This is a genomic window from Enterobacter sp. JS8-1, assembly GCF_049187015.1.
GTDB classification, from domain to species: domain Bacteria; phylum Pseudomonadota; class Gammaproteobacteria; order Enterobacterales; family Enterobacteriaceae; genus Enterobacter; species Enterobacter mori.
This window is the reverse complement of record NZ_CP185805.1, coordinates 1,336,500-1,355,548: the sequence shown is the minus strand read 5'-3', so window position 1 is coordinate 1,355,548 and position 19,049 is coordinate 1,336,500. Positions and strand designations below refer to the sequence as shown.

The window sequence follows — 19,049 nt, the reverse complement described above, 5'->3', positions numbered from 1 at the left end:
TGCGTGAAGTTGCAGCTGGTCGCTGTCGGCACCAAAATGCCGGACTGGGTACAAACCGGTTTTACTGAGTATCTGCGTCGTTTTCCAAAAGATATGCCGTTCGAACTGGTGGAAATTCCTGCCGGTAAGCGCGGCAAGAACGCGGATATCAAACGTATTCTCGATAAAGAGGGCGAACTGATGCTGGCCGCCGCAGGAAAAAACCGCATCGTTACCCTCGATATTCCAGGTAAACCCTGGGATACGCCGCAGCTGGCGCACGAACTGGAGCGCTGGAAGCAGGATGGTCGTGATGTCAGTCTGTTGATTGGCGGACCTGAAGGGTTGTCCCCCGCCTGCAAAGCGGCAGCAGAACAAAGTTGGTCTCTCTCCGCGCTGACGCTCCCCCACCCGCTTGTTAGGGTGCTGGTGGCAGAAAGCCTGTACCGCGCGTGGAGCATTACTACCAACCACCCCTACCACCGCGAGTAATGACTGACCAGGGTAGATTAAGCAGCGGATGAAACTACAGAATTCTTTTCGCGACTATACGGCTGAGTCCGCGCTGTTTGTGCGCCGGGCGCTGGTCGCCTTTACGGGGATTTTGCTGCTGACCGGCGTGCTGATCGCCAACCTCTATAATCTGCAAATTGTCCGCTTTACCGACTACCAGACGCGTTCAAACGAGAACCGCATCAAGCTGGTACCGATCGCGCCAAGCCGCGGCATTATCTACGACCGTAACGGCACGCCGCTGGCCTTAAACCGCACCATCTATCAAATCGAGATGATGCCGGAAAAGGTCGACAACGTGCAGGATACGCTGAACGCGCTGAGAAGCGTGGTCGATCTCAACGATGACGATATCGCCGCCTTTAAAAAAGAGCGTTCCCGTTCTCACCGCTTCACGTCTATTCCAGTCAAAACCAACCTGACAGAAGTGCAGGTGGCCCGTTTTGCCGTGAACCAGTATCGATTCCCCGGCGTGGAAGTGAAAGGCTATAAGCGCCGCTTCTATCCTTACGGCTCTGCGCTGACGCACGTGATTGGCTACGTTTCCAAGATTAACGATAAAGACGTTGACCGCCTTGATAAAGACGGCAAGCTGGCCAACTACGCCGCAACGCATGATATCGGTAAGCTGGGGATTGAGCGTTATTATGAAGATGTGCTGCACGGCGAAACCGGTTATGAAGAGGTTGAAGTTAACAACCGTGGCCGCGTAATCCGCCAGCTGAAAGAGGTACCGCCGCAGGCGGGTCATGATGTGTATCTGACACTCGACCTTAAGCTGCAGCAGTATATCGAAACCCTGCTGGCTGGCAGCCGTGCCGCCGTTATCGTCACCGACCCGCGCACCGGTGGGATTCTGGCTATGGTTTCCATGCCGAGCTACGACCCTAACCTCTTCGTGGACGGTATCTCCAGCAAAGATTATTCCGGTCTGCTTAACGATCCGAACACCCCGCTGGTGAACCGTGCGACACAGGGTGTTTACCCGCCTGCGTCAACGGTAAAACCTTACGTTGCGGTTTCTGCACTGAGTGCGGGCGTGATCAATCGCAATACCAGCCTGTTTGACCCCGGCTGGTGGCAGCTGCCAGGCTCTGAAAAACGTTACCGCGACTGGAAGAAATGGGGTCACGGTCATCTGAACGTGACCAAATCACTGGAAGAGTCTGCGGATACCTTCTTCTACCAGGTCGCCTATGACATGGGTATTGATCGTCTGTCGACGTGGATGAGTAAATTCGGCTACGGACACTACACCGGCATCGATCTTGCGGAAGAACGTTCTGGCAATATGCCCACCCGCGAATGGAAACTGAAGCGCTTTAAGAAGCCGTGGTACCAGGGTGATACCATTCCGGTCGGGATTGGCCAGGGTTACTGGACAGCCACCCCGCTGCAGATGAACAAAGCGATGATGATCCTCATCAACGACGGCGTGGTGAAGGTTCCGCATCTGCTGCAAAGTACGGTTGAGAATGGCAAGAAAGTCCCGTGGATCCAGCCGCATGAGGCACCGGTGGGCGACATCCATTCCGGTTTCTGGGAAATTGCCAAAGACGGTATGTACGGCGTGGCAAACCGCCCAAACGGGACGGCGCATAAGTACTTCGCTGGCGCACCCTACAAAGTGGCCGCTAAATCGGGTACCGCGCAGGTCTTCGGCCTGAAGGCAAACGAAACCTATAACGCGCACAAAATTGCTGAACGTCTGCGTGACCACAAGCTCATGACGGCGTTTGCCCCTTATGATAACCCGCAGGTTGCAGTGGCGATGATTCTCGAAAACGGCGGTGCAGGTCCGGCTGTAGGTACCATCATGCGTCAAATCCTCGACCACATTATGCTGGGTGATAACAACACCGAACTGCCGGCAGAAAACCCGGCAGCCGCTGCGGCGGAGGACCAATAATCATGACGGATAATCCGAATAAAAAATCGCTGTGGGACAAGATCCATATTGACCCTGCCATGCTATTGATTCTGCTGGCTTTACTGGTATACAGCGCCCTGGTTATCTGGAGCGCCAGCGGTCAGGACATCGGCATGATGGAGCGCAAAATTGGCCAAATCGCGATGGGCCTGGTCATCATGGTGGTGATGGCGCAGATTCCACCCCGCGTGTACGAAGGCTGGGCGCCCTACCTCTATATTTTCTGTATCATCCTGCTTGTTGCGGTTGATGCCTTTGGTGCGATATCCAAGGGCGCACAGCGCTGGCTGGATCTGGGGATCGTCCGCTTCCAGCCGTCGGAAATCGCGAAAATCGCCGTACCGCTGATGGTCGCGCGCTTTATTAACCGCGATGTCTGCCCGCCTTCGCTAAAAAATACCGCGATCGCGCTGGTGCTGATTTTCCTGCCGACCTTGCTGGTTGCAGCACAGCCTGACCTCGGCACCTCGATTCTTATCGCACTGTCCGGCCTGTTTGTCCTGTTCCTGTCAGGCTTAAGCTGGCGTCTGATCGGTATCGCGGTGGTGCTGGTTGCCGCCTTTATCCCCATCCTCTGGTTCTTCCTGATGCATGATTACCAGCGCCAGCGCGTGATGATGCTCCTCGATCCGGAAACCGATCCGCTGGGTGCGGGCTATCATATTATTCAGTCGAAGATTGCGATTGGCTCCGGTGGCCTGCGCGGGAAAGGCTGGCTGCACGGTACACAGTCGCAGCTGGAATTCTTACCGGAACGCCACACCGACTTTATCTTTGCCGTGCTGGCGGAAGAGTTAGGGCTGGTTGGCATCTTAATTCTGCTGGCGCTCTACGTGCTGCTGATCATGCGAGGTTTGTGGATTGCCGCACGAGCGCAAACCACCTTTGGTCGCGTGATGGCAGGCGGATTGATGTTGATTTTATTCGTTTATGTCTTCGTAAATATTGGTATGGTAAGTGGTATTCTGCCGGTTGTAGGCGTACCGCTGCCGCTGGTGAGTTACGGGGGCTCGGCACTGATCGTGTTGATGGCCGGGTTTGGTATCGTCATGTCGATCCATACCCACAGAAAAATGTTGTCCAAAAGCGTATAAAAATAAGGGGATCGCAATGCGTAAGCAGTGGCTGGGGATCTGCATCGCAGCAAGTTTACTTGCAGCCTGCACGAGTGATGATGGTCAGCAACAGGCAACCGTCGCGCCGCCGCAGCCTGCGGTCTGTAACGGCCCGATTGTTGAAATTAGCGGTGCCGATCCGATCTATGAACCGCTGAACGCAACGGCGAATCAGGATTATCAGCGCGACGGCAAAAGCTTCAAAATTGTTCAGGATCCTTCCCGTTTCAGCCAGGCTGGCTTTGCCGCCATTTATGATGCCGAGCCGGGTAGTAACCTGACCGCATCAGGCGAAACCTTCGATCCGATGCAAATCACGGCGGCGCATCCTACGCTGCCGATCCCAAGCTATGCTCGCGTCACCAACCTGGCGAACGGCCGTATGATCGTCGTGCGTATCAACGACCGTGGCCCATACGGGAATGACCGCGTGATCTCGCTGTCCCGCGCAGCGGCTGACCGTCTGAACACCTCGAACAACACCAAAGTGCGTATCGATCCGATTATCGTCGCGCAGGATGGTACCCTTTCAGGTCCAGGCACCGCCTGTACGACTGTCGCGAAACAAACCTATGCCCTGCCGGCTCGTCCTGACCTGAGTGGTGGAATGGGAGGCGCGTCTACCCCTGCAGAGCCAGCTCAACCACAGGGCGAAGTCCGCGCCATCAGTAACGATACGTTACAAAGCGATGACAGTACCGGTGCCCCGGTGAAAAGCAGCGGTTTCCTCGGTGCGCCGACAACTTTATCCTCTGGCGTCCTTGAAGGCAGTGAACCCACGCCAGCCCCGGTTGCCGCAGCCCCAGTCACGCAACCTGCTCCCGTGACCGCACCAGCGACCACGCAAAGTACTCCCGCCCCTGCGGCCGCAAGCGGCAGTTACGTGGTTCAGGTCGGCGCCGTCAGCGATCGGGCACGTGCACAGCAGTATCAGCAGCGCTTAAGCCAGCAGTTCAGCGTGCCGGGCCGCGTTGAGCAAAACGGTGCAGTCTGGCGTATTCAGATGGGGCCGTTTGCCAGCAAATCTCAGGCAGCTTCCCTGCAACAGCGTTTGCAAAGTGAAGCGCAGCTCCAGTCATTTATCACTGTTGCGAAGTAATGAATCGGCGGTATCCGAAATGTCAATTTGTGTAAAACACATTCACAATCTCATGATGAAAGTCGGATGCCTGCCTGTATAGCATTTGCTATAGTAAGGCACTTTTTTTAATTCCATCACGGATGTCGTAGTTCTGACCATGAAGACCACTTTTTCTGCTCGTTTTGTGCAGCGCATGGCGCTGACCGCGGCCCTTTGCGCAGCTGCTCTCTCTGCAGCTCACGCGGATGACCTGAACATCAAGACCATGATCCCTGGCGTTCCGCAAATCGACGCGGAATCCTACATCCTGATCGATTACAACTCTGGCAAAGTTCTGGCAGAACAGAATGCCGATGCCCGTCGCGATCCGGCCAGCCTGACTAAAATGATGACCAGCTACGTTATCGGCCAGGCCATGAAGGCAGGTAAATTCAAAGAAACCGACCTGGTCACCATCGGTAACGATGCCTGGGCGACCGGTAACCCGGTGTTCAAAGGATCATCGTTGATGTTCCTGAAACCTGGCATGCAGGTTCCCGTCTCCCAGCTGATCCGCGGTATCAACCTGCAGTCTGGTAACGACGCCTGCGTCGCCATGGCAGATTTCGCAGCAGGCAGCCAGGACGCGTTTGTTGGCCTGATGAACAGCTATGTTTCCGCACTGGGTCTGAAAAACAGTCACTTCCAGACCGTACACGGCCTGGACGCAGACGGTCAGTACAGCTCTGCACGTGACATGGCCCTGATTGGCCAGGCGCTGATCCGTGATGTCCCGAACGAATACACCATCTATAAAGAAAAAGAGTTCACCTTCAACGGGATCCGTCAGACCAACCGTAACGGCCTGCTGTGGGATAACAGCCTGAACGTTGACGGCATCAAGACTGGCCATACCGATAAAGCGGGTTACAACCTGGTGGCCTCTGCGACTGAAGGCCAGATGCGCCTGATTTCCGCCGTGATGGGCGGTCGCACCTTCAAAGGCCGTGAAACCGAAAGCAAAAAACTGCTGACCTGGGGCTTCCGTTTCTTCGAAACCGTCAATCCGCTGAAAGCGGGTAAAGAGTTCGCCTCAGAGCCAGTCTGGTTCGGTGATAATGACCGTGCTTCCCTGGGTGTGGATAAAGATCTGTATCTGACCATTCCTCGTGGCCGCATGAAAGATCTGAAAGCGAGCTACGTGCTCAACACCACCGAACTGCACGCCCCGCTGCAGAAGAACCAGGTTGTGGGTACCATCAACTTCCAGCTTGACGGCAAAACCATCGATCAGCGTCCGCTCGTGGTGCTGGATGAAATTCCTGAAGGCAATTTCTTCAGCAAAATCATTGATTACATTAAATTGATGTTCCACCACTGGTTTGGCTAAAAACTGAACACTTGAAAGTGTGATTTTGATCCCCATATACTAAGTATCCTGATAACTCCCACCCGACGTGGGAGTTATTATTTTTTGACGTTACGCCGGAGCTGACATGAAAACCAAACTTAACGAACTGCTTGAATTCCCTACCTCATTTACTTACAAAGTAATGGGTCTGGCGAAGCCTGAGCTGGTTGATCAGGTGGTTGAAGTGGTACAGCGCCATGCGCCGGGTGACTACTCTCCGTCAGTAAAACCAAGCAGCAAGGGCAACTACCACTCGGTTTCTATTACCATCACTGCGACACACATTGAGCAGGTTGAGACGCTGTACGAAGAACTCGGCAATATCGAAATCGTTCGTATGGTGCTGTAGTCCCTCTGCGGTTACCCGGTTTGCCGGGTAACCCCTCTCCCTGCTGTGATATACTTTCCGCACCCTTTTCTCCCCGTCTTCGGAGACGTCGTTTTGTACCAGGATAACATTCTTGTCCGCCATCTCGGGCTTCAACCTTACGAGCCTGTCTCCCAGGCTATGCATGACTTCACTGATTCACGCGATGAAACCACACCCGATGAAATCTGGTTAGTAGAACACCTTCCTGTGTTTACCCAGGGGCAGGCAGGAAAAGCCGAACATCTGTTGATGACGGGCGATATCCCGGTGATACAAAGCGATCGTGGCGGGCAGGTGACCTATCATGGTCCGGGTCAGCAGGTGATGTACGTGTTGCTCAACCTGAAGCGCAGAAAGTTGGGTGTCCGTGAACTTGTCACCCTGCTGGAGCAAACCGTCGTAAACACCCTCGCAGAATACGGCATTGATGCCCATCCGCGTGCGGATGCGCCGGGCGTATATGTGGGAGAGATGAAGATCTGTTCGCTGGGTCTGCGCATTCGTAAAGGCTGTTCCTTCCATGGGCTGGCGCTCAATATCAATATGGATCTCGCCCCCTTCCTGCGCATCAATCCGTGCGGCTATGCGGGTATGGAGATGACGCAAATGTGCCAGTGGGTAGCCACCGCCACCCCGGAAATAATTCGTCCTGTCCTTTTGAAGAACTTTTTAGCACTGCTTAACAATCCTTCTCACGAATATATCCCTGCTTAATATATGCTTGCTAGTGGCTCGATTATTTGACGGGCCACAGCTATTTCCCGCATTTACGCTTTACAACAATCAGCAGATTCTATATTTTCGAAGCGCCCGCATATTAGCGATACATATTATTCATCAATTTGATAGTGCCGCCTGCGGATCCCATATTACTTGCGTGACAATCACCCAACTGTCTGTTTTCGTTGAACATGTGAAACACTTTACGAATCTCTGCAAGCATAATAAATAAATTCAACTATCATTCATATTGTGAATGGATACGGAGTGAAAGCGTGGAGTCTACTAATTTACCAGCCAAACGCCTGAATGAACCCGGCGGTGAAGATAAGCCACAAATTTTTCGGACTTTACGTAATATTGATCTCAACCTGTTGACTATTTTTGAGGCAGTTTATGTCCATAAGGGTATCGTTAACGCTGCGAAAATTCTCAATCTGACCCCCTCAGCAATTAGCCAGTCAATTCAAAAGCTGCGCGCTATTTTCCCGGATCCGTTATTTATACGTAAGGGCCAGGGCGTAACCCCTACGGCTTATGCCACACATCTGCATGAATACATTAGCCAGGGACTGGAATCGATTCTCGGCGCGCTGGACCTCACGGGCAGCTACGATAAACACAGAACCATCACTATTGGCACCTCTCCATCATTGGGCGTGCTGGTGATGCCTGCTATCTACAAGACAATAAAGCAACATGCGCCGCAGCTGTTGATCCGCAACGTCACCGTGAATGATCCTGAAACCCAACTGGCGCAGTTCCAGACCGACCTGATCATTGACAGCAATAATTTCAGTGCAAGGGCTTTAGGCCAGCATGTCCTGTACGCCGACAGCCTGATCCTGGTATGCCGTCAGCATCATCCCGCGTTCAATGCGCCTTTGACGCTAGAAAACCTGCGTGCCTACGAGCATTCCTCTTTTATGGCAGAAGGCCAGGGATCCAACCCGCTACGGCAGCGCATTGATGAACTCTTCCCGGAGCGCCAGGTGAGCTTCAGCAGTTACAATATGTTTACCGTTGCATCCCTGATTGGCAGTAGCGACATGCTGTGCGTAATGCCTCTGCGCCTCTTTAACCTGCTGCGCAAATGCTGGCCGCTGGAGAGCATTCCGCTCGATCAGTTAAATGACGAAACGCTTGAAATTTCGCTGCATTACAACAAGCTAAGCCTGCGCGATCCGGTACTGGAAAACGTCATCAACGTTATCCGCCAGGCCTTCTGAACTCGCCTGGCAGCACAAGCCCCTGCTGTATGCGGGGCAAAACGCACAAAACAACAACTATTTTACAAATTGGCGACCTGGCAGGCTGCTTTACCGACCGTTTCAATGATATACTGCCTGTCGTTCGTTCAAAAATAGTTGATAAATACAACATTCCCTTGAATTGAAACGCTTTCCTTCGATATTCGCAACTGGAACACGCACGCTATGAGTAAACCCATTGTGATGGAACGCGGTGTTAAATACCGCGATGCCGATAAAATGGCCCTTATCCCGGTTAAAAACGTGGCTACAGAGCGCGAAGCGCTGTTAAGAAAACCGGAGTGGATGAAAATCAAACTGCCGGCGGACTCTTCGCGTATCCAGGGGATCAAAGCGGCGATGCGCAAAAATGGCCTTCACTCCGTGTGTGAAGAAGCCTCCTGCCCTAACCTTGCTGAATGTTTCAATCACGGTACCGCGACATTTATGATTTTGGGTGCTATCTGTACCCGCCGCTGCCCGTTCTGCGACGTTGCTCATGGCCGCCCTGTTGCGCCAGATGTGAACGAGCCGCAGAAACTGGCGCAAACCATTGCCGACATGGCATTGCGTTATGTCGTTATCACCTCGGTTGACCGTGATGACCTGCGTGATGGTGGTGCACAGCACTTTGCAGACTGCATTACTGCCATCCGTGAGAAAAGCCCAAACATCAAGATTGAGACGCTGGTTCCCGATTTCCGTGGACGTATGGACCGCGCGCTGGATATCCTGACCGCTACCCCACCAGACGTATTCAACCACAACCTGGAAAACGTGCCGCGTATTTACCGTCAGGTGCGTCCAGGCGCAGACTACAACTGGTCTCTGAAGTTGCTGGAGCGTTTCAAAGAAGCGCATCCGCATATTCCGACCAAGTCCGGTCTGATGGTGGGTCTCGGTGAAACCAATGCCGAAATCATCGAAGTGATGCGCGATCTGCGCCGCCACGGTGTCACTATGCTGACGCTGGGGCAGTATCTGCAGCCAAGCCGTCACCATCTGCCGGTACAGCGCTATGTTAGCCCTGATGAGTTCGACGAGATGAAAGCCGAAGCCATGGCGATGGGCTTTACCCATGCAGCGTGTGGCCCGTTTGTTCGCTCTTCCTACCACGCCGATATGCAGGCGAAAGGCGAAGAAGTAAAATAAACCTGTAATATCTTTTTACAGAAACACAAAAAAACCGGCCTCATGAGCCGGTTTTTTTATGCAAGCCTTGCAGGATTGCCATTACTCTTTGTGCGAAAGCTTCTCTGCAGGAACACTATCTTCGGCGCTTTTCTTCGCGGCCGCGTCATCGTCATTCATCGCTTTCTTAAAGCCTTTAATGGCAGCACCCAGGTCTCCACCCAACGTGCGTAACTTCTTGGTACCAAACAGCAGGACGACCAGTGCGGCAACCACCAGCAGTTTGGTAATACTAATCTCACCCATAGATACCTTCTTTACATAAAACAGGCTGCATTAAGCGCCAAAAACCCGATCGTATTAACGGACATTTGACGCGCGCACACAATAGCAATCTGTAACAAGGTGAATCAAGCATTGTTGAAAAAAACATCACAATAATTGCGGTGGCGCAAACCGTCGATTGCGAAGAACGGGTAACTGCCGACGTGCAAGCGCAATTCGCTCTGATAGTATCTCGGTCATTAAAAGCGCTGGCGCTTCGGCTGCTGAGGCGATGGTCACGCCCAACGGATCGATAACCCTGCTCTGTCCAATATTCTTATTCCCACACTCTCCTGAGGCGACCACGTAGCAGGTGGTATCAAGCGCCCTTGCGGCCAACAGCGTCGCCCAGTGGTGCTCTTTTAAGGGCCCTTTAACCCAGGCCGCTGGCAATACGAGGACGTCGGCACCCTGTAAAGCCAGATTCAGTGCCATTTCTGGAAAACGCAGATCGTAGCAGGTCATTAATCCCACGTTAAATCCATCGACCTCCAGCAGGGGTGAAACGCTGTCGCCGGGATCGACAAGACGCGACTCCTGAATGTTGAACGCATCATAGAGATGAAGCTTAGCGTAGCGTGCAATAATCTCGCCGCCACGGATAGCCACAAGCGTATTCACTGCCCGGCCCGGCGCAGAAGGAACATGCACCGTAAAAATGGTCGTCATGAGATTGCCAGCGCTCTCTGTCAGCAGCTGCTGCAAAAACGCCCCATCCAGCGACTGCGCCGACTTAACCGACATATCAGGATCGTTATCATCCCGTGCCAGCAGCGCTTCGGGAAGCACCAGCAAGGATGCCCCCTTCTGTCGCGCCTGGGCCATCAGGGAGACGCATGTTCCCGCATTCTCATTCCAGTCCGGCGTTACCGCAAACTGCCCTACCGCAACATACATATTTGTCCCCCGGTCAAAAACAGCGTTACACTCGACGTACTTACACATCCAATAGCAGGTATTGACAGTGTTACAACTACTTATAGCCGTTTTTATTGGCGGAGGCACGGGTAGCGTTGCGCGGTGGTTTTTGAGTATGCGGTTTAACCCTCTTCATCAGGCCATTCCCATGGGAACCCTGGCAGCAAACCTGATTGGTGCCTTTATTATCGGCATGGGGCTAGCCTGGTTTAACCGCATGACACATATCGACCCGGTGTGGAAGGTATTGATTACCACCGGCTTCTGTGGCGGTTTAACGACGTTCTCCACCTTCTCTGCTGAAGTGGTGTTCCTGTTTCAGGAAGGTCGCATTGGCTGGGCATTAACGAACATCGCCATCAATATGCTCGGTTCATTTGCGATGACCGGGATCGCATTTTGGCTCTTTTCTTCCGCCAGCGCGCATTAATCGCCCGACGTTAATGTTGGCTTAATTTTTCTCTGTCACTCTGGACGTAATACGGAGCGAGGGTGACAGTATGAAAGAACAGTTGATGAGCGCAGGAATGGTTTTGCTGAGCGTGGCAATCGTCGCCAGCTTCCTGAAAATGTATCTGATTGGTTGATTCAGAACGAAAAAAACCCGCTCAAATAGCGGGTTTTGAAATTCTTGCTGACGCGTCTGAATTACAGAGCGATTACGTTAGCAGCAGAAGGGCCTTTGGCACCGTTAGTGATTTCAAACTCAACACGCTGACCTTCAGCCAGGGTTTTGAAACCATTAGACTGGATTGCAGAGAAGTGTACGAACACATCTTTGCTGCCATCTTCAGGAGTAATGAAACCGAATCCTTTGGACTCATTAAACCACTTAACGTTACCTTTAATCTTAGACATCAAAATTACCTTTACATTAAAAAACGACACAAATGCTGTGTCGGGTATCAGTACATCAATTGTGGAACCTTTTGTCCAGCGGATCTTTGCTAAAAAGTGACAAAAGTCGCGTTAATTTTCGTTGACGGATTTTTATCCTTTACGATTCAACGAGAGTGCACTTTTTCGCCAGTTTGTAACGTTTTGTCAGTTAAAACTGAAAACGCATCCAGGCAAAGTAAACGTTTCCGTTGTTATAGGTTCCCGGGATGTAGGTCATCTGGAACGTCGCGGGACCATAGCCAATGGATGCCAACGGCAGCAAGACTGGGACCGGAATGTACTTCCAGTTATCACGCGCCGTAAAGCCTGCCGTGTAGCCCAGGCCAAGATGGAAGTTCTCATCCGCTAATGGACGCCACGTTTTCTCCCAGCCGTAACCGCCAATCGGCTCCCACTTGTTGTAGGAGTCCTTAAACGCCATCAGGTACAGTCCGTGCCAGTTTCCTTTGTCGTCCCAACGGGACTGACCAAAACCCGCTCCCCAGGGACGTTCGTTGTAGCGGTCCGTTTTTTCTTTGTCATAGGCAAAACGTGCATGCCACGTTATCGCCGGAATATAGAGATCGTAATGTTCTGGCTCCTTCCAGGTTTGCGCGACGTTATCCGTAAACGTTGAGAACCAACCTTTATCCGCCGCGTTATCCTCTGCCCTGGCGACAGAAGAGAAAGTTAACTGCCCAAAAATAAACAATAAAATCAGGAAAAATTTATTACGTACCATCACAATGCAATTACCATTCTTAGTATTCAAGGCAAAGTTTACCATAGAATAGTTGAATGAATCCTTAACAACATCAGCGTTATTCCTAATTAATGGCCCTAAATCCAAGAATATTCTTATAAAATGGATGAGAAGATGCACGCCAGCCCTGCCGGGCTCTGCCGCCGCCCTCAGCATACGTCAGTAAGCCCGCCATCCGTTCTCACCTTGGTACATATTCATATCACTTCTACTTTATCACTACTATATTCAGCCACAGAACCTGAAGGCCAATGGCGATATATTAAAAAAATCATTCTGCATAATAAAACACACCCAAGAAGAACCCATAAATTCTTTTTCAATTTATTTGTCATGTAATAAATATTTATACGTGGCGTCAAAATAATACTATCCCCGGTGAAGAAAAAAGGATTTTGAGCCACACGCATCATATGGCTTATAGCAAAAGGCTGACAGGTGCACAGAAGAGACAGGCTTCAGCGCCCCGCACGTTCCCGACCTGCCGTGCGCTAAATGACATATAATGGTGTATCCGGCGGTCAATACCCATATGACATAAATGCCGGAGTGATGGCAAAAATAGCGTCAATGCCTTCTTTAGTAGTCTTTTTATTGATTTTAATCAGCAAGGACTGAGCAATAATTCGGCACATTCTCATCCTTCTTTTTTATTGATTATTTGTGCTCTCGGGTAGCAAGGAGACAGGGGAAATCATGCTTACGTTTATCGAACTCCTTATCGGAGTCGTCGTCATTGTCGGTGTAGCCCGCTACATCATTAAAGGGTACTCAGCCACAGGCGTGTTATTTGTCGGCGGCTTAACCCTGCTGATTGTTAGCGCGCTAATGGGTCATCAGGTGTTACCTGCCAGCGCAGCCAGCACCGGCTACACGGCCACCGACATTGTTGAATATATAAAAATTCTGCTCATGAGCCGCGGTGGCGACCTGGGCATGATGATTATGATGCTGTGCGGTTTTGCCGCCTATATGACCCATATCGGCGCAAACGATATGGTGGTCAAACTGGCGTCGAAACCACTGCAGTACATCAACTCCCCCTATTTGCTCATGGTCGCGGCCTATTTCCTCGCCTGCCTGATGTCCCTTGCGGTGTCGTCAGCAACCGGACTTGGCGTACTGTTAATGGCAACGCTGTTCCCGGTTATGGTCAACGTCGGTATCAGCCGTGGCGCGGCCGCGGCAATTTGTGCCTCTCCGGCAGCCATTATTCTCTCCCCAACCTCCGGCGACGTTGTGCTGGCGGCAAAGGCGGCGGAGATGTCACTCATCGATTTCGCCTTTAAGACCACGCTGCCCATCTCCATTGTTGCCATCGTGGGTATGGGCATCGCCCACTTCTTCTGGCAGCGCTATCTCGATAAGAAAGAGAACATCAGCCATGAAATGCTGGACGTGAGTGAAATCACCACCACTGCGCCCGCGTTTTACGCCATTCTGCCGTTCACCCCGATTATCGGGGTACTGATTTTTGACGGCAAATGGGGTCCACAGCTGCACATCATCACCATTCTGGTGATCTGTATGCTGCTGGCAGCCTTGCTGGAATTTGTGCGTGGCTTCAACACTCAGAAGGTGTTCTCAGGACTGGAAGTGGCCTATCGCGGGATGGCGGATGCGTTTGCTGGCGTCGTGATGCTGCTGGTTGCCGCGGGCGTGTTTGCCCAGGGTCTCAGCACCATCGGCTTTATTCAGAGCCTGATCTCCATCGCCACCTCGTTCGGCTCTGCCAGCATTATCCTGATGCTGGTCCTGGTGATCCTCACCATGTTGGCGGCAATGACCACGGGTTCCGGTAACGCACCGTTTTATGCCTTCGTTGAGATGATCCCGAAACTGGCTCACTCCTCTGGCATTAACCCGGCTTACCTTTCTATCCCGATGCTTCAGGCCTCAAACCTGGGCCGTACCATCTCTCCGGTATCGGGTGTGGTGGTTGCCGTCGCCGGTATGGCAAAAATCTCGCCATTTGAGGTAGTGAAACGGACGTCAGTGCCCGTGCTGGTTGGCCTGATCATCGTGATCATCGCCACTGAAGTGCTGGTTCCCGGCGCCGCCTAAGCGAAATTCCTGATAACCCAAAAGCGCCTGCGGGCGCTTTTTGTGCTTTAATCATTTCCAGAAATTAATTGCACTCAATCGATCAGGAAATCAAATGTTCAGTAAGGATATCGCAATCCCATCTGGCGCTATGGCGCTTGCCCTTTGTGTCTTCTCCGCACAAGCAGAACCCCTCAAGGCAACGCAATATGGCGATTTCGATCGCTACGTTCTGGCGCTTTCCTGGCAAACCGGATTCTGTCAGAGCATGGTCGAACGCAATCGCAATGAACCCGATGAATGTCGCCTGCAAAAAGAGAGCGCCAGCAAAACTGATTTCCTGACCGTGCACGGCTTATGGCCTGGCCTGCCAAAATCCATCGCGTCACGCGGGGTAGATGAACGCCGCTGGATGCGCTTTGGCTGCGCCACCCGCCCCGTCCCGAACATGCCTGAAGCAAAAGCAAGCCGTAAATGTTCTGCCGCAGAAACCGGGCTGCCACTTTCAGGCGCCGCAAAGCTTAACAGCGTGATGCCCGGCGCGGGCGGGAACTCCTGCCTGGAACGTTACGAATATGCCAAACATGGCGTCTGCTTTGGTTTTGATCCCGACGCTTACTTCGGCACCATGGTGCGTTTAAATCAGGATGTTAAAACCAGCGCAGTCGGTAAATTTCTGGCGGATAACTACGGCAAGACCGTCAGCCGCCGTGACTTTGATAGTGCCGTCGCGAAAAGCTGGGGCAAACAGAACGTCAAAGCCATTAAGCTTACCTGTAACGGCAATCCGGCTTATCTGACCGAGATGCAGATCTCCCTGAAAGCCGACACCATTAATGCCCCTCTCTCGTCGGCCTCTTTTGCGCCGCAACCGCATCCAGGCAACTGCGGCAAACAGTTCGTTATTGATAAAGCCGGTTACTGACCCGCGCCTGGACGCACCATATCGAACCGGTGTTCATCGCTGATGCCGTAATACGCCGTCGGCCCACCCGCACGCAGGATGGGCTGCGCTTTTGCGGTCTGATAAATCCCCTCTTCCAGCAGCTTGTCAGCAATATGAATACCGACCACTTCTCCCAATACCAGCCAGGTGTCCACTGGCGTACCGTCTGCGCCGGTCAGCTGGATGCACTGCGACAGGCGGCACTCAAAATTCACCGGGCTTTCTGCCACGCGCGGCGCTTTCACCAACTGGCTGGCGACGGGCGTGAGTCCGGCAAAGGTAAACTCGTCTTCATCATGGGGGAGCATGGCCGAGGTTTTGTTCATCGCAGCAGCCAGATCGCGCGTGGCCAGGTTCCAGACAAACTCGCCCGTTTCGTGAATATTGCGCACGCTGTCTTTCCAGCCGTTGCTGGAAAAACCAATGATCGGTGGCCGATAGTTGAAACAGTTAAAGAAGCTATACGGCGCGAGGTTAAGCAGGCCGTTCGTGTCGCAGGACGAGATCCAGCCAATCGGGCGCGGGCCAATAATGGCATTCAGCGGATCGTGCGGCAGGCCGTGACCCTTAGACGGTTGGTAGAAGTACATAGTTCTCTCTCGTTGGGGCGCGCAACGCCCAGGTTCAAAAGACTCAGCGTAACGTATTCCGCCCGGAATGAAGACTGAATAAATTTCAGCGAAAATTCATATGGACCATGAATGTGACCTTCATCACTTCAAACTTGCACGCTCAGCCAGTATCATCGGGAGAGTTAAACCCTCGCTGCAAGACGGCGAGGGTTTTCTTTTGGATTGGTTTCTGCGTTACACGCAGTATTAACGACATGGAGTAAAAAATGTCCAGACCCACAATTATCATTAATGAGCTCGACGCAGAACGTATTGACCGTCTTCTGGAGAAACCCGAATTCGCTTCTCTCCCGGTAGCCGATGCACTGAACGAGGAGCTTGACCGGGCGCAGATGTGCACGCCTGAGACCATGCCTCAGGATGTGGTTACCATGAACAGCCAGGTGAAATTTCGTAACCTGACGACGGGCGAAGAGTTGACCCGCACGCTGGTCTATCCGACGCAAATGACCGACAGCAGCACACAGCTTTCCGTACTGGCACCTGTGGGTGCGGCCCTGCTTGGGTTGCGCACAGGTGATACCATTCACTGGGAACTACCGGGTGGCGCGTCGACGCATCTGGAAGTGCTTGAGCTGCTCTACCAGCCAGAAGCCGCAGGCGATTACCTTCGTTAATCCCGCGCTTCCTGCCCTGCAAAGAGGATGCACTTGCATCCTCTTTTCGTCATTTCACCCGATTGTCCTATAGCGCTCAAAAACACCTTAATCCACGCTTAATCTGTTTTGTTGCCGCGGGGACGGTCATGAGTGAGATACTGGCTATCACACTTATTTTTCTCATTTTTATGGCGATTATCGTCATGGCCGTGCTGTATCTTGAGCGCCATTGGTAGCCCGCTTCCTCGACCGCCCTTAAACGTAAAAACATTAAAAGTGCCAGACAGATACCGGAAACCTCTATTATTTTGTGGTTGAATGATTTCAGCGTTTATAAACAAGGAGAAACGGGTATGTATCAGACAATCATTATGCCGGTTGATGTTTTTGAGATGGAGTTGAGCGACAAGGCCGTTCGCCACGCGGAGTTCCTTGCGCAGCAGGACGGCATTATTCATCTTCTTCATGTATTACCGGGTTCGGCCAGCTTGAGCCTGCATCGTTTTGCCGCCGACGTGCGCCGCTTCGAAGAGCACCTTCAGCACGAAGCCGAAACCCGACTGCAAACCATGGTTGAGCACTTCAGCATTGACCCATCGCGCATCAAAACCCACGTGCGTTTTGGCAGCGTGCGTGATGCCGTAAACGAACTGGCGGGTGAGTTAAAAGCCGACGTGGTGGTGATTGGCTCACGTAATCCGTCGATCACCACTCACCTGCTGGGATCGAATGCCTCCAGCGTGATCCGCCACACCCACATTCCGGTGATGGTCGTTCGGTAAAAAAACAGAGGCCACCTTTCGGTGGCCTCTTGCTATTGCAGGTGTCGTCTTACTTTCTTTTATTATGCGGTTTTGGTGCGAATCAGGTAGTCAAACGAACTCAGAGACGCCTTCGCACCTTCGCCAGTGGCAATGATGATCTGTTTGTACGGCACGGTAGTACAGTCGCCCGCCGCAAACACGCCCTTCACGCTGGTTTCGCATTTCGCATCGATGATGATCTCGCCCATGCGGTTGCGCTCAATCGCGCCTTCCAGCCAGGTGGTGTTTGGCAGCAGACCAATCTGCACGAAGATCCCCGAAAGCTGAACGCTGTGCACGTCGCCGCTCACGCGGTCGCGGTATTCCAGACCGGTCACTTTGCTGCCGTCGCCCTTCACTTCCGTGGTCTGCGCGTTCAGCACGATGTTGACGTTTTTCAGGCTGCGCACTTTATCCTGCAGCACCTGATCGGCCTTCATCTCTGGCGCAAATTCCAGCAGGGTCACGTGTTCAACGATACCCGCCAGGTCAATAGCCGCTTCCACGCCGGAGTTACCGCCGCCGATCACCGCCACGCGCTTGCCTTTGAACAGCGGGCCATCGCAGTGCGGGCAGTAGGTCACGCCTTTGGTGCGATACTGATCTTCACCCGGCACGTTCATGTTGCGCCATTTCGCGCCAGTGGCAATGATAATGCTGCGCGCTTTCAGCACCGCGCCGGAGGCGGTTTCAATCTGGTGTAAACCGCCTTCAACCGCTGCCGGAACCAGCTTGCTGGCACTCTGGCTATCGATCACGTCCACGTCGTAGTCGCTGACGTGCGCTTTCAGTGCGCCAGCCAGTTTCTGACCTTCCGTTTTTGGCACGGAAATGTAGTTTTCGATATCCACGGTATCGAGTACCTGACCACCAAAACGTTCGCCCATCAGGCCGGTGCGGATCCCTTTACGTGCGGAGTAGACCGCCGCCGCTGCGCCCGCCGGGCCAGAACCGACGATCAGCACGTCATACGCATCGCGTTTGTTCAGCTCTTCTGCCGCACGTTTTTCAGCACCGGTATCCACCTTGGCCACGATTTCCGTCAGGGTCATACGGCCCTGGCCAAACTCCTGACCGTTCATGTAGACCGCCGGAACGCCCATCACGTTGCGATCGGTGATTTCATTCTGGAAGGTTCCACCGTCAATTGCCGTGTGTTTGATGCGCGGGTTCAGGACCGACATCAGGTTCAGCGCCTGCACCACGTCCGGGCAGTTGTGGCAGGAGAGTGAATAATAGGTTTCAAACTCAAAATCACCGTCGATATCGCGGATCTGCTCCAGCAGCGCCTGGGCCTCTTTCGAGGGATGACCGCCGGTCCACAGCAGCGCCAGCACCAGCGAGGTAAATTCATGCCCCAGCGGAGAACCGGCAAATCGCGGCCCCTGGTCGGAGCCTGGGTTAGTAATCAGGAAAGAAGGCTTACGAACAGCCAGCGCGTTATCTTCCTTGAACGTCACTTTCGGCGACAGTTCGGCGATCTCCGCCAGCAGTTCCTTGATCTCTGCCGATTTCGCGCTGTCGTCCAGCGTGGCAATCAACTCAACGGGTTTGGTCAGTTTCTCAAGGTAGGCCTTGAGCTGGGTTTTCATGTTTGTGTCGAGCATTGTTCTTCCCTCTCTTAAAACGTCATCATGCAAGCTGCCTTTAACGGGCGGCCTGA

21 protein-coding genes are annotated in these 19,049 nt (G+C 52.9%); 15 read left to right on the top strand and 6 right to left on the bottom strand.

Annotation, left to right across the window (positions count from 1 at the left end):
• Positions 1-3: 3 nt before the first annotated feature.
• From rlmH to lipA, 9 genes are all read left to right on the top strand, one after another.
• Positions 4-471 (top strand): 23S rRNA (pseudouridine(1915)-N(3))-methyltransferase RlmH, encoded by a 468-nt coding sequence (gene rlmH, locus ACOQH0_RS06355; protein ID WP_003858701.1) that lies wholly within the window; start codon positions 4-6, stop codon positions 469-471.
• Positions 472-499: 28 nt separating this feature from the next.
• Positions 500-2,401: a peptidoglycan DD-transpeptidase MrdA gene (gene mrdA, locus ACOQH0_RS06350; RefSeq protein ID WP_089598886.1), complete on the top strand. Its 1,902-nt coding sequence runs from the start codon at positions 500-502 to the stop codon at positions 2,399-2,401.
• 2 nt (positions 2,402-2,403) lie between these two features.
• Positions 2,404-3,516 carry a peptidoglycan glycosyltransferase MrdB gene (gene mrdB / locus ACOQH0_RS06345; RefSeq protein WP_042715186.1) on the top strand — a complete coding sequence of 371 codons (1,113 nt, stop codon included), beginning with the start codon at positions 2,404-2,406 and terminating at the stop codon, positions 3,514-3,516.
• A gap of 16 nt (positions 3,517-3,532) precedes the next feature.
• The gene (gene rlpA, locus ACOQH0_RS06340) at positions 3,533-4,636 is read left to right on the top strand and encodes an endolytic peptidoglycan transglycosylase RlpA (protein ID WP_421511800.1); all 1,104 of its coding nucleotides are present in this window, start codon (positions 3,533-3,535) and stop codon (positions 4,634-4,636) included.
• Between the two features lie 139 nt (positions 4,637-4,775).
• The gene (dacA, locus tag ACOQH0_RS06335; protein WP_042715190.1) at positions 4,776-5,987 is read left to right on the top strand and encodes a D-alanyl-D-alanine carboxypeptidase DacA; all 1,212 of its coding nucleotides are present in this window, start codon (positions 4,776-4,778) and stop codon (positions 5,985-5,987) included.
• A 106-nt stretch (positions 5,988-6,093) separates the two neighbouring features.
• Entirely contained in the window at positions 6,094-6,357 is a 264-nt protein-coding gene (ybeD, locus tag ACOQH0_RS06330; protein ID WP_006177135.1) for a DUF493 family protein YbeD, read from the top strand.
• Between the two features lie 93 nt (positions 6,358-6,450).
• On the top strand, positions 6,451-7,092 hold the full coding sequence (gene lipB, locus ACOQH0_RS06325) for a lipoyl(octanoyl) transferase LipB (RefSeq protein ID WP_421511799.1): 642 nt from the start codon (positions 6,451-6,453) through the stop codon (positions 7,090-7,092).
• 281 nt (positions 7,093-7,373) lie between these two features.
• The gene (locus ACOQH0_RS06320) at positions 7,374-8,327 is read left to right on the top strand and encodes a YbeF family transcriptional regulator (RefSeq protein WP_010428572.1); all 954 of its coding nucleotides are present in this window, start codon (positions 7,374-7,376) and stop codon (positions 8,325-8,327) included.
• Between the two features lie 207 nt (positions 8,328-8,534).
• A complete protein-coding gene (gene lipA / locus ACOQH0_RS06315; protein WP_100165300.1) occupies positions 8,535-9,500 on the top strand; it encodes a lipoyl synthase in 966 nt (321 codons plus the stop codon).
• A gap of 81 nt (positions 9,501-9,581) precedes the next feature.
• On the opposite strand, the gene tatE is transcribed toward lipA, so the two are convergent.
• Together tatE and ACOQH0_RS06305 are read right to left on the bottom strand one after the other, a co-directional pair.
• Complete coding sequence (gene tatE / locus ACOQH0_RS06310) at positions 9,582-9,785, bottom strand: twin-arginine translocase subunit TatE (RefSeq protein WP_010428567.1); 204 nt, start codon at positions 9,783-9,785, stop codon at positions 9,582-9,584.
• A gap of 126 nt (positions 9,786-9,911) precedes the next feature.
• A complete protein-coding gene (locus ACOQH0_RS06305) occupies positions 9,912-10,700 on the bottom strand; it encodes a deaminated glutathione amidase (protein ID WP_421511798.1) in 789 nt (262 codons plus the stop codon).
• A 67-nt stretch (positions 10,701-10,767) separates the two neighbouring features.
• Between ACOQH0_RS06305 and crcB the strand changes: the two genes are divergently transcribed.
• Positions 10,768-11,151: a fluoride efflux transporter CrcB gene (gene crcB / locus ACOQH0_RS06300; RefSeq protein WP_100165302.1), complete on the top strand. Its 384-nt coding sequence runs from the start codon at positions 10,768-10,770 to the stop codon at positions 11,149-11,151.
• Positions 11,152-11,369: 218 nt separating this feature from the next.
• Here the strand turns inward: crcB and cspE are convergent, their stop codons facing one another.
• The gene (gene cspE, locus ACOQH0_RS06295) at positions 11,370-11,579 is read right to left on the bottom strand and encodes a transcription antiterminator/RNA stability regulator CspE (protein WP_002439184.1); all 210 of its coding nucleotides are present in this window, start codon (positions 11,577-11,579) and stop codon (positions 11,370-11,372) included.
• A 190-nt stretch (positions 11,580-11,769) separates the two neighbouring features.
• A complete protein-coding gene (gene pagP / locus ACOQH0_RS06290; protein ID WP_010428517.1) occupies positions 11,770-12,387 on the bottom strand; it encodes a lipid IV(A) palmitoyltransferase PagP in 618 nt (205 codons plus the stop codon).
• A 672-nt stretch (positions 12,388-13,059) separates the two neighbouring features.
• Here pagP and dcuC point away from each other — a divergent pair.
• Complete coding sequence (gene dcuC, locus ACOQH0_RS06285; RefSeq protein WP_089598881.1) at positions 13,060-14,427, top strand: anaerobic C4-dicarboxylate transporter DcuC; 1,368 nt, start codon at positions 13,060-13,062, stop codon at positions 14,425-14,427.
• Positions 14,428-14,557: 130 nt separating this feature from the next.
• Positions 14,558-15,331: a ribonuclease I gene (gene rna / locus ACOQH0_RS06280; protein WP_421512330.1), complete on the top strand. Its 774-nt coding sequence runs from the start codon at positions 14,558-14,560 to the stop codon at positions 15,329-15,331.
• Here the strand turns inward: rna and ACOQH0_RS06275 are convergent.
• Positions 15,325-15,942, bottom strand: coding sequence for a flavin reductase family protein (locus ACOQH0_RS06275; protein ID WP_421511795.1), 618 nt, complete (start codon positions 15,940-15,942; stop codon positions 15,325-15,327). The two genes, rna and ACOQH0_RS06275, sit on opposite strands and share 7 nt — an antisense overlap.
• A gap of 248 nt (positions 15,943-16,190) precedes the next feature.
• On the opposite strand from ACOQH0_RS06275, the gene rnk reads away from it, so the two are divergent.
• The 3 genes from rnk (at position 16,191) to uspG (ending at position 17,365) form a co-directional block, all read left to right on the top strand.
• Positions 16,191-16,601 (top strand): nucleoside diphosphate kinase regulator, encoded by a 411-nt coding sequence (gene rnk / locus ACOQH0_RS06270; RefSeq protein ID WP_010428502.1) that lies wholly within the window; start codon positions 16,191-16,193, stop codon positions 16,599-16,601.
• A 128-nt stretch (positions 16,602-16,729) separates the two neighbouring features.
• Positions 16,730-16,819: a small membrane protein YldA gene (yldA, locus tag ACOQH0_RS06265; RefSeq protein ID WP_272941838.1), complete on the top strand. Its 90-nt coding sequence runs from the start codon at positions 16,730-16,732 to the stop codon at positions 16,817-16,819.
• A 117-nt stretch (positions 16,820-16,936) separates the two neighbouring features.
• On the top strand, positions 16,937-17,365 hold the full coding sequence (uspG, locus tag ACOQH0_RS06260) for a universal stress protein UspG (RefSeq protein WP_042715222.1): 429 nt from the start codon (positions 16,937-16,939) through the stop codon (positions 17,363-17,365).
• Between the two features lie 62 nt (positions 17,366-17,427).
• On the opposite strand, the gene ahpF is transcribed toward uspG, so the two are convergent.
• Positions 17,428-18,993: an alkyl hydroperoxide reductase subunit F gene (ahpF, locus tag ACOQH0_RS06255; protein WP_421511794.1), complete on the bottom strand. Its 1,566-nt coding sequence runs from the start codon at positions 18,991-18,993 to the stop codon at positions 17,428-17,430.
• Positions 18,994-19,049 lie beyond the last annotated feature (56 nt).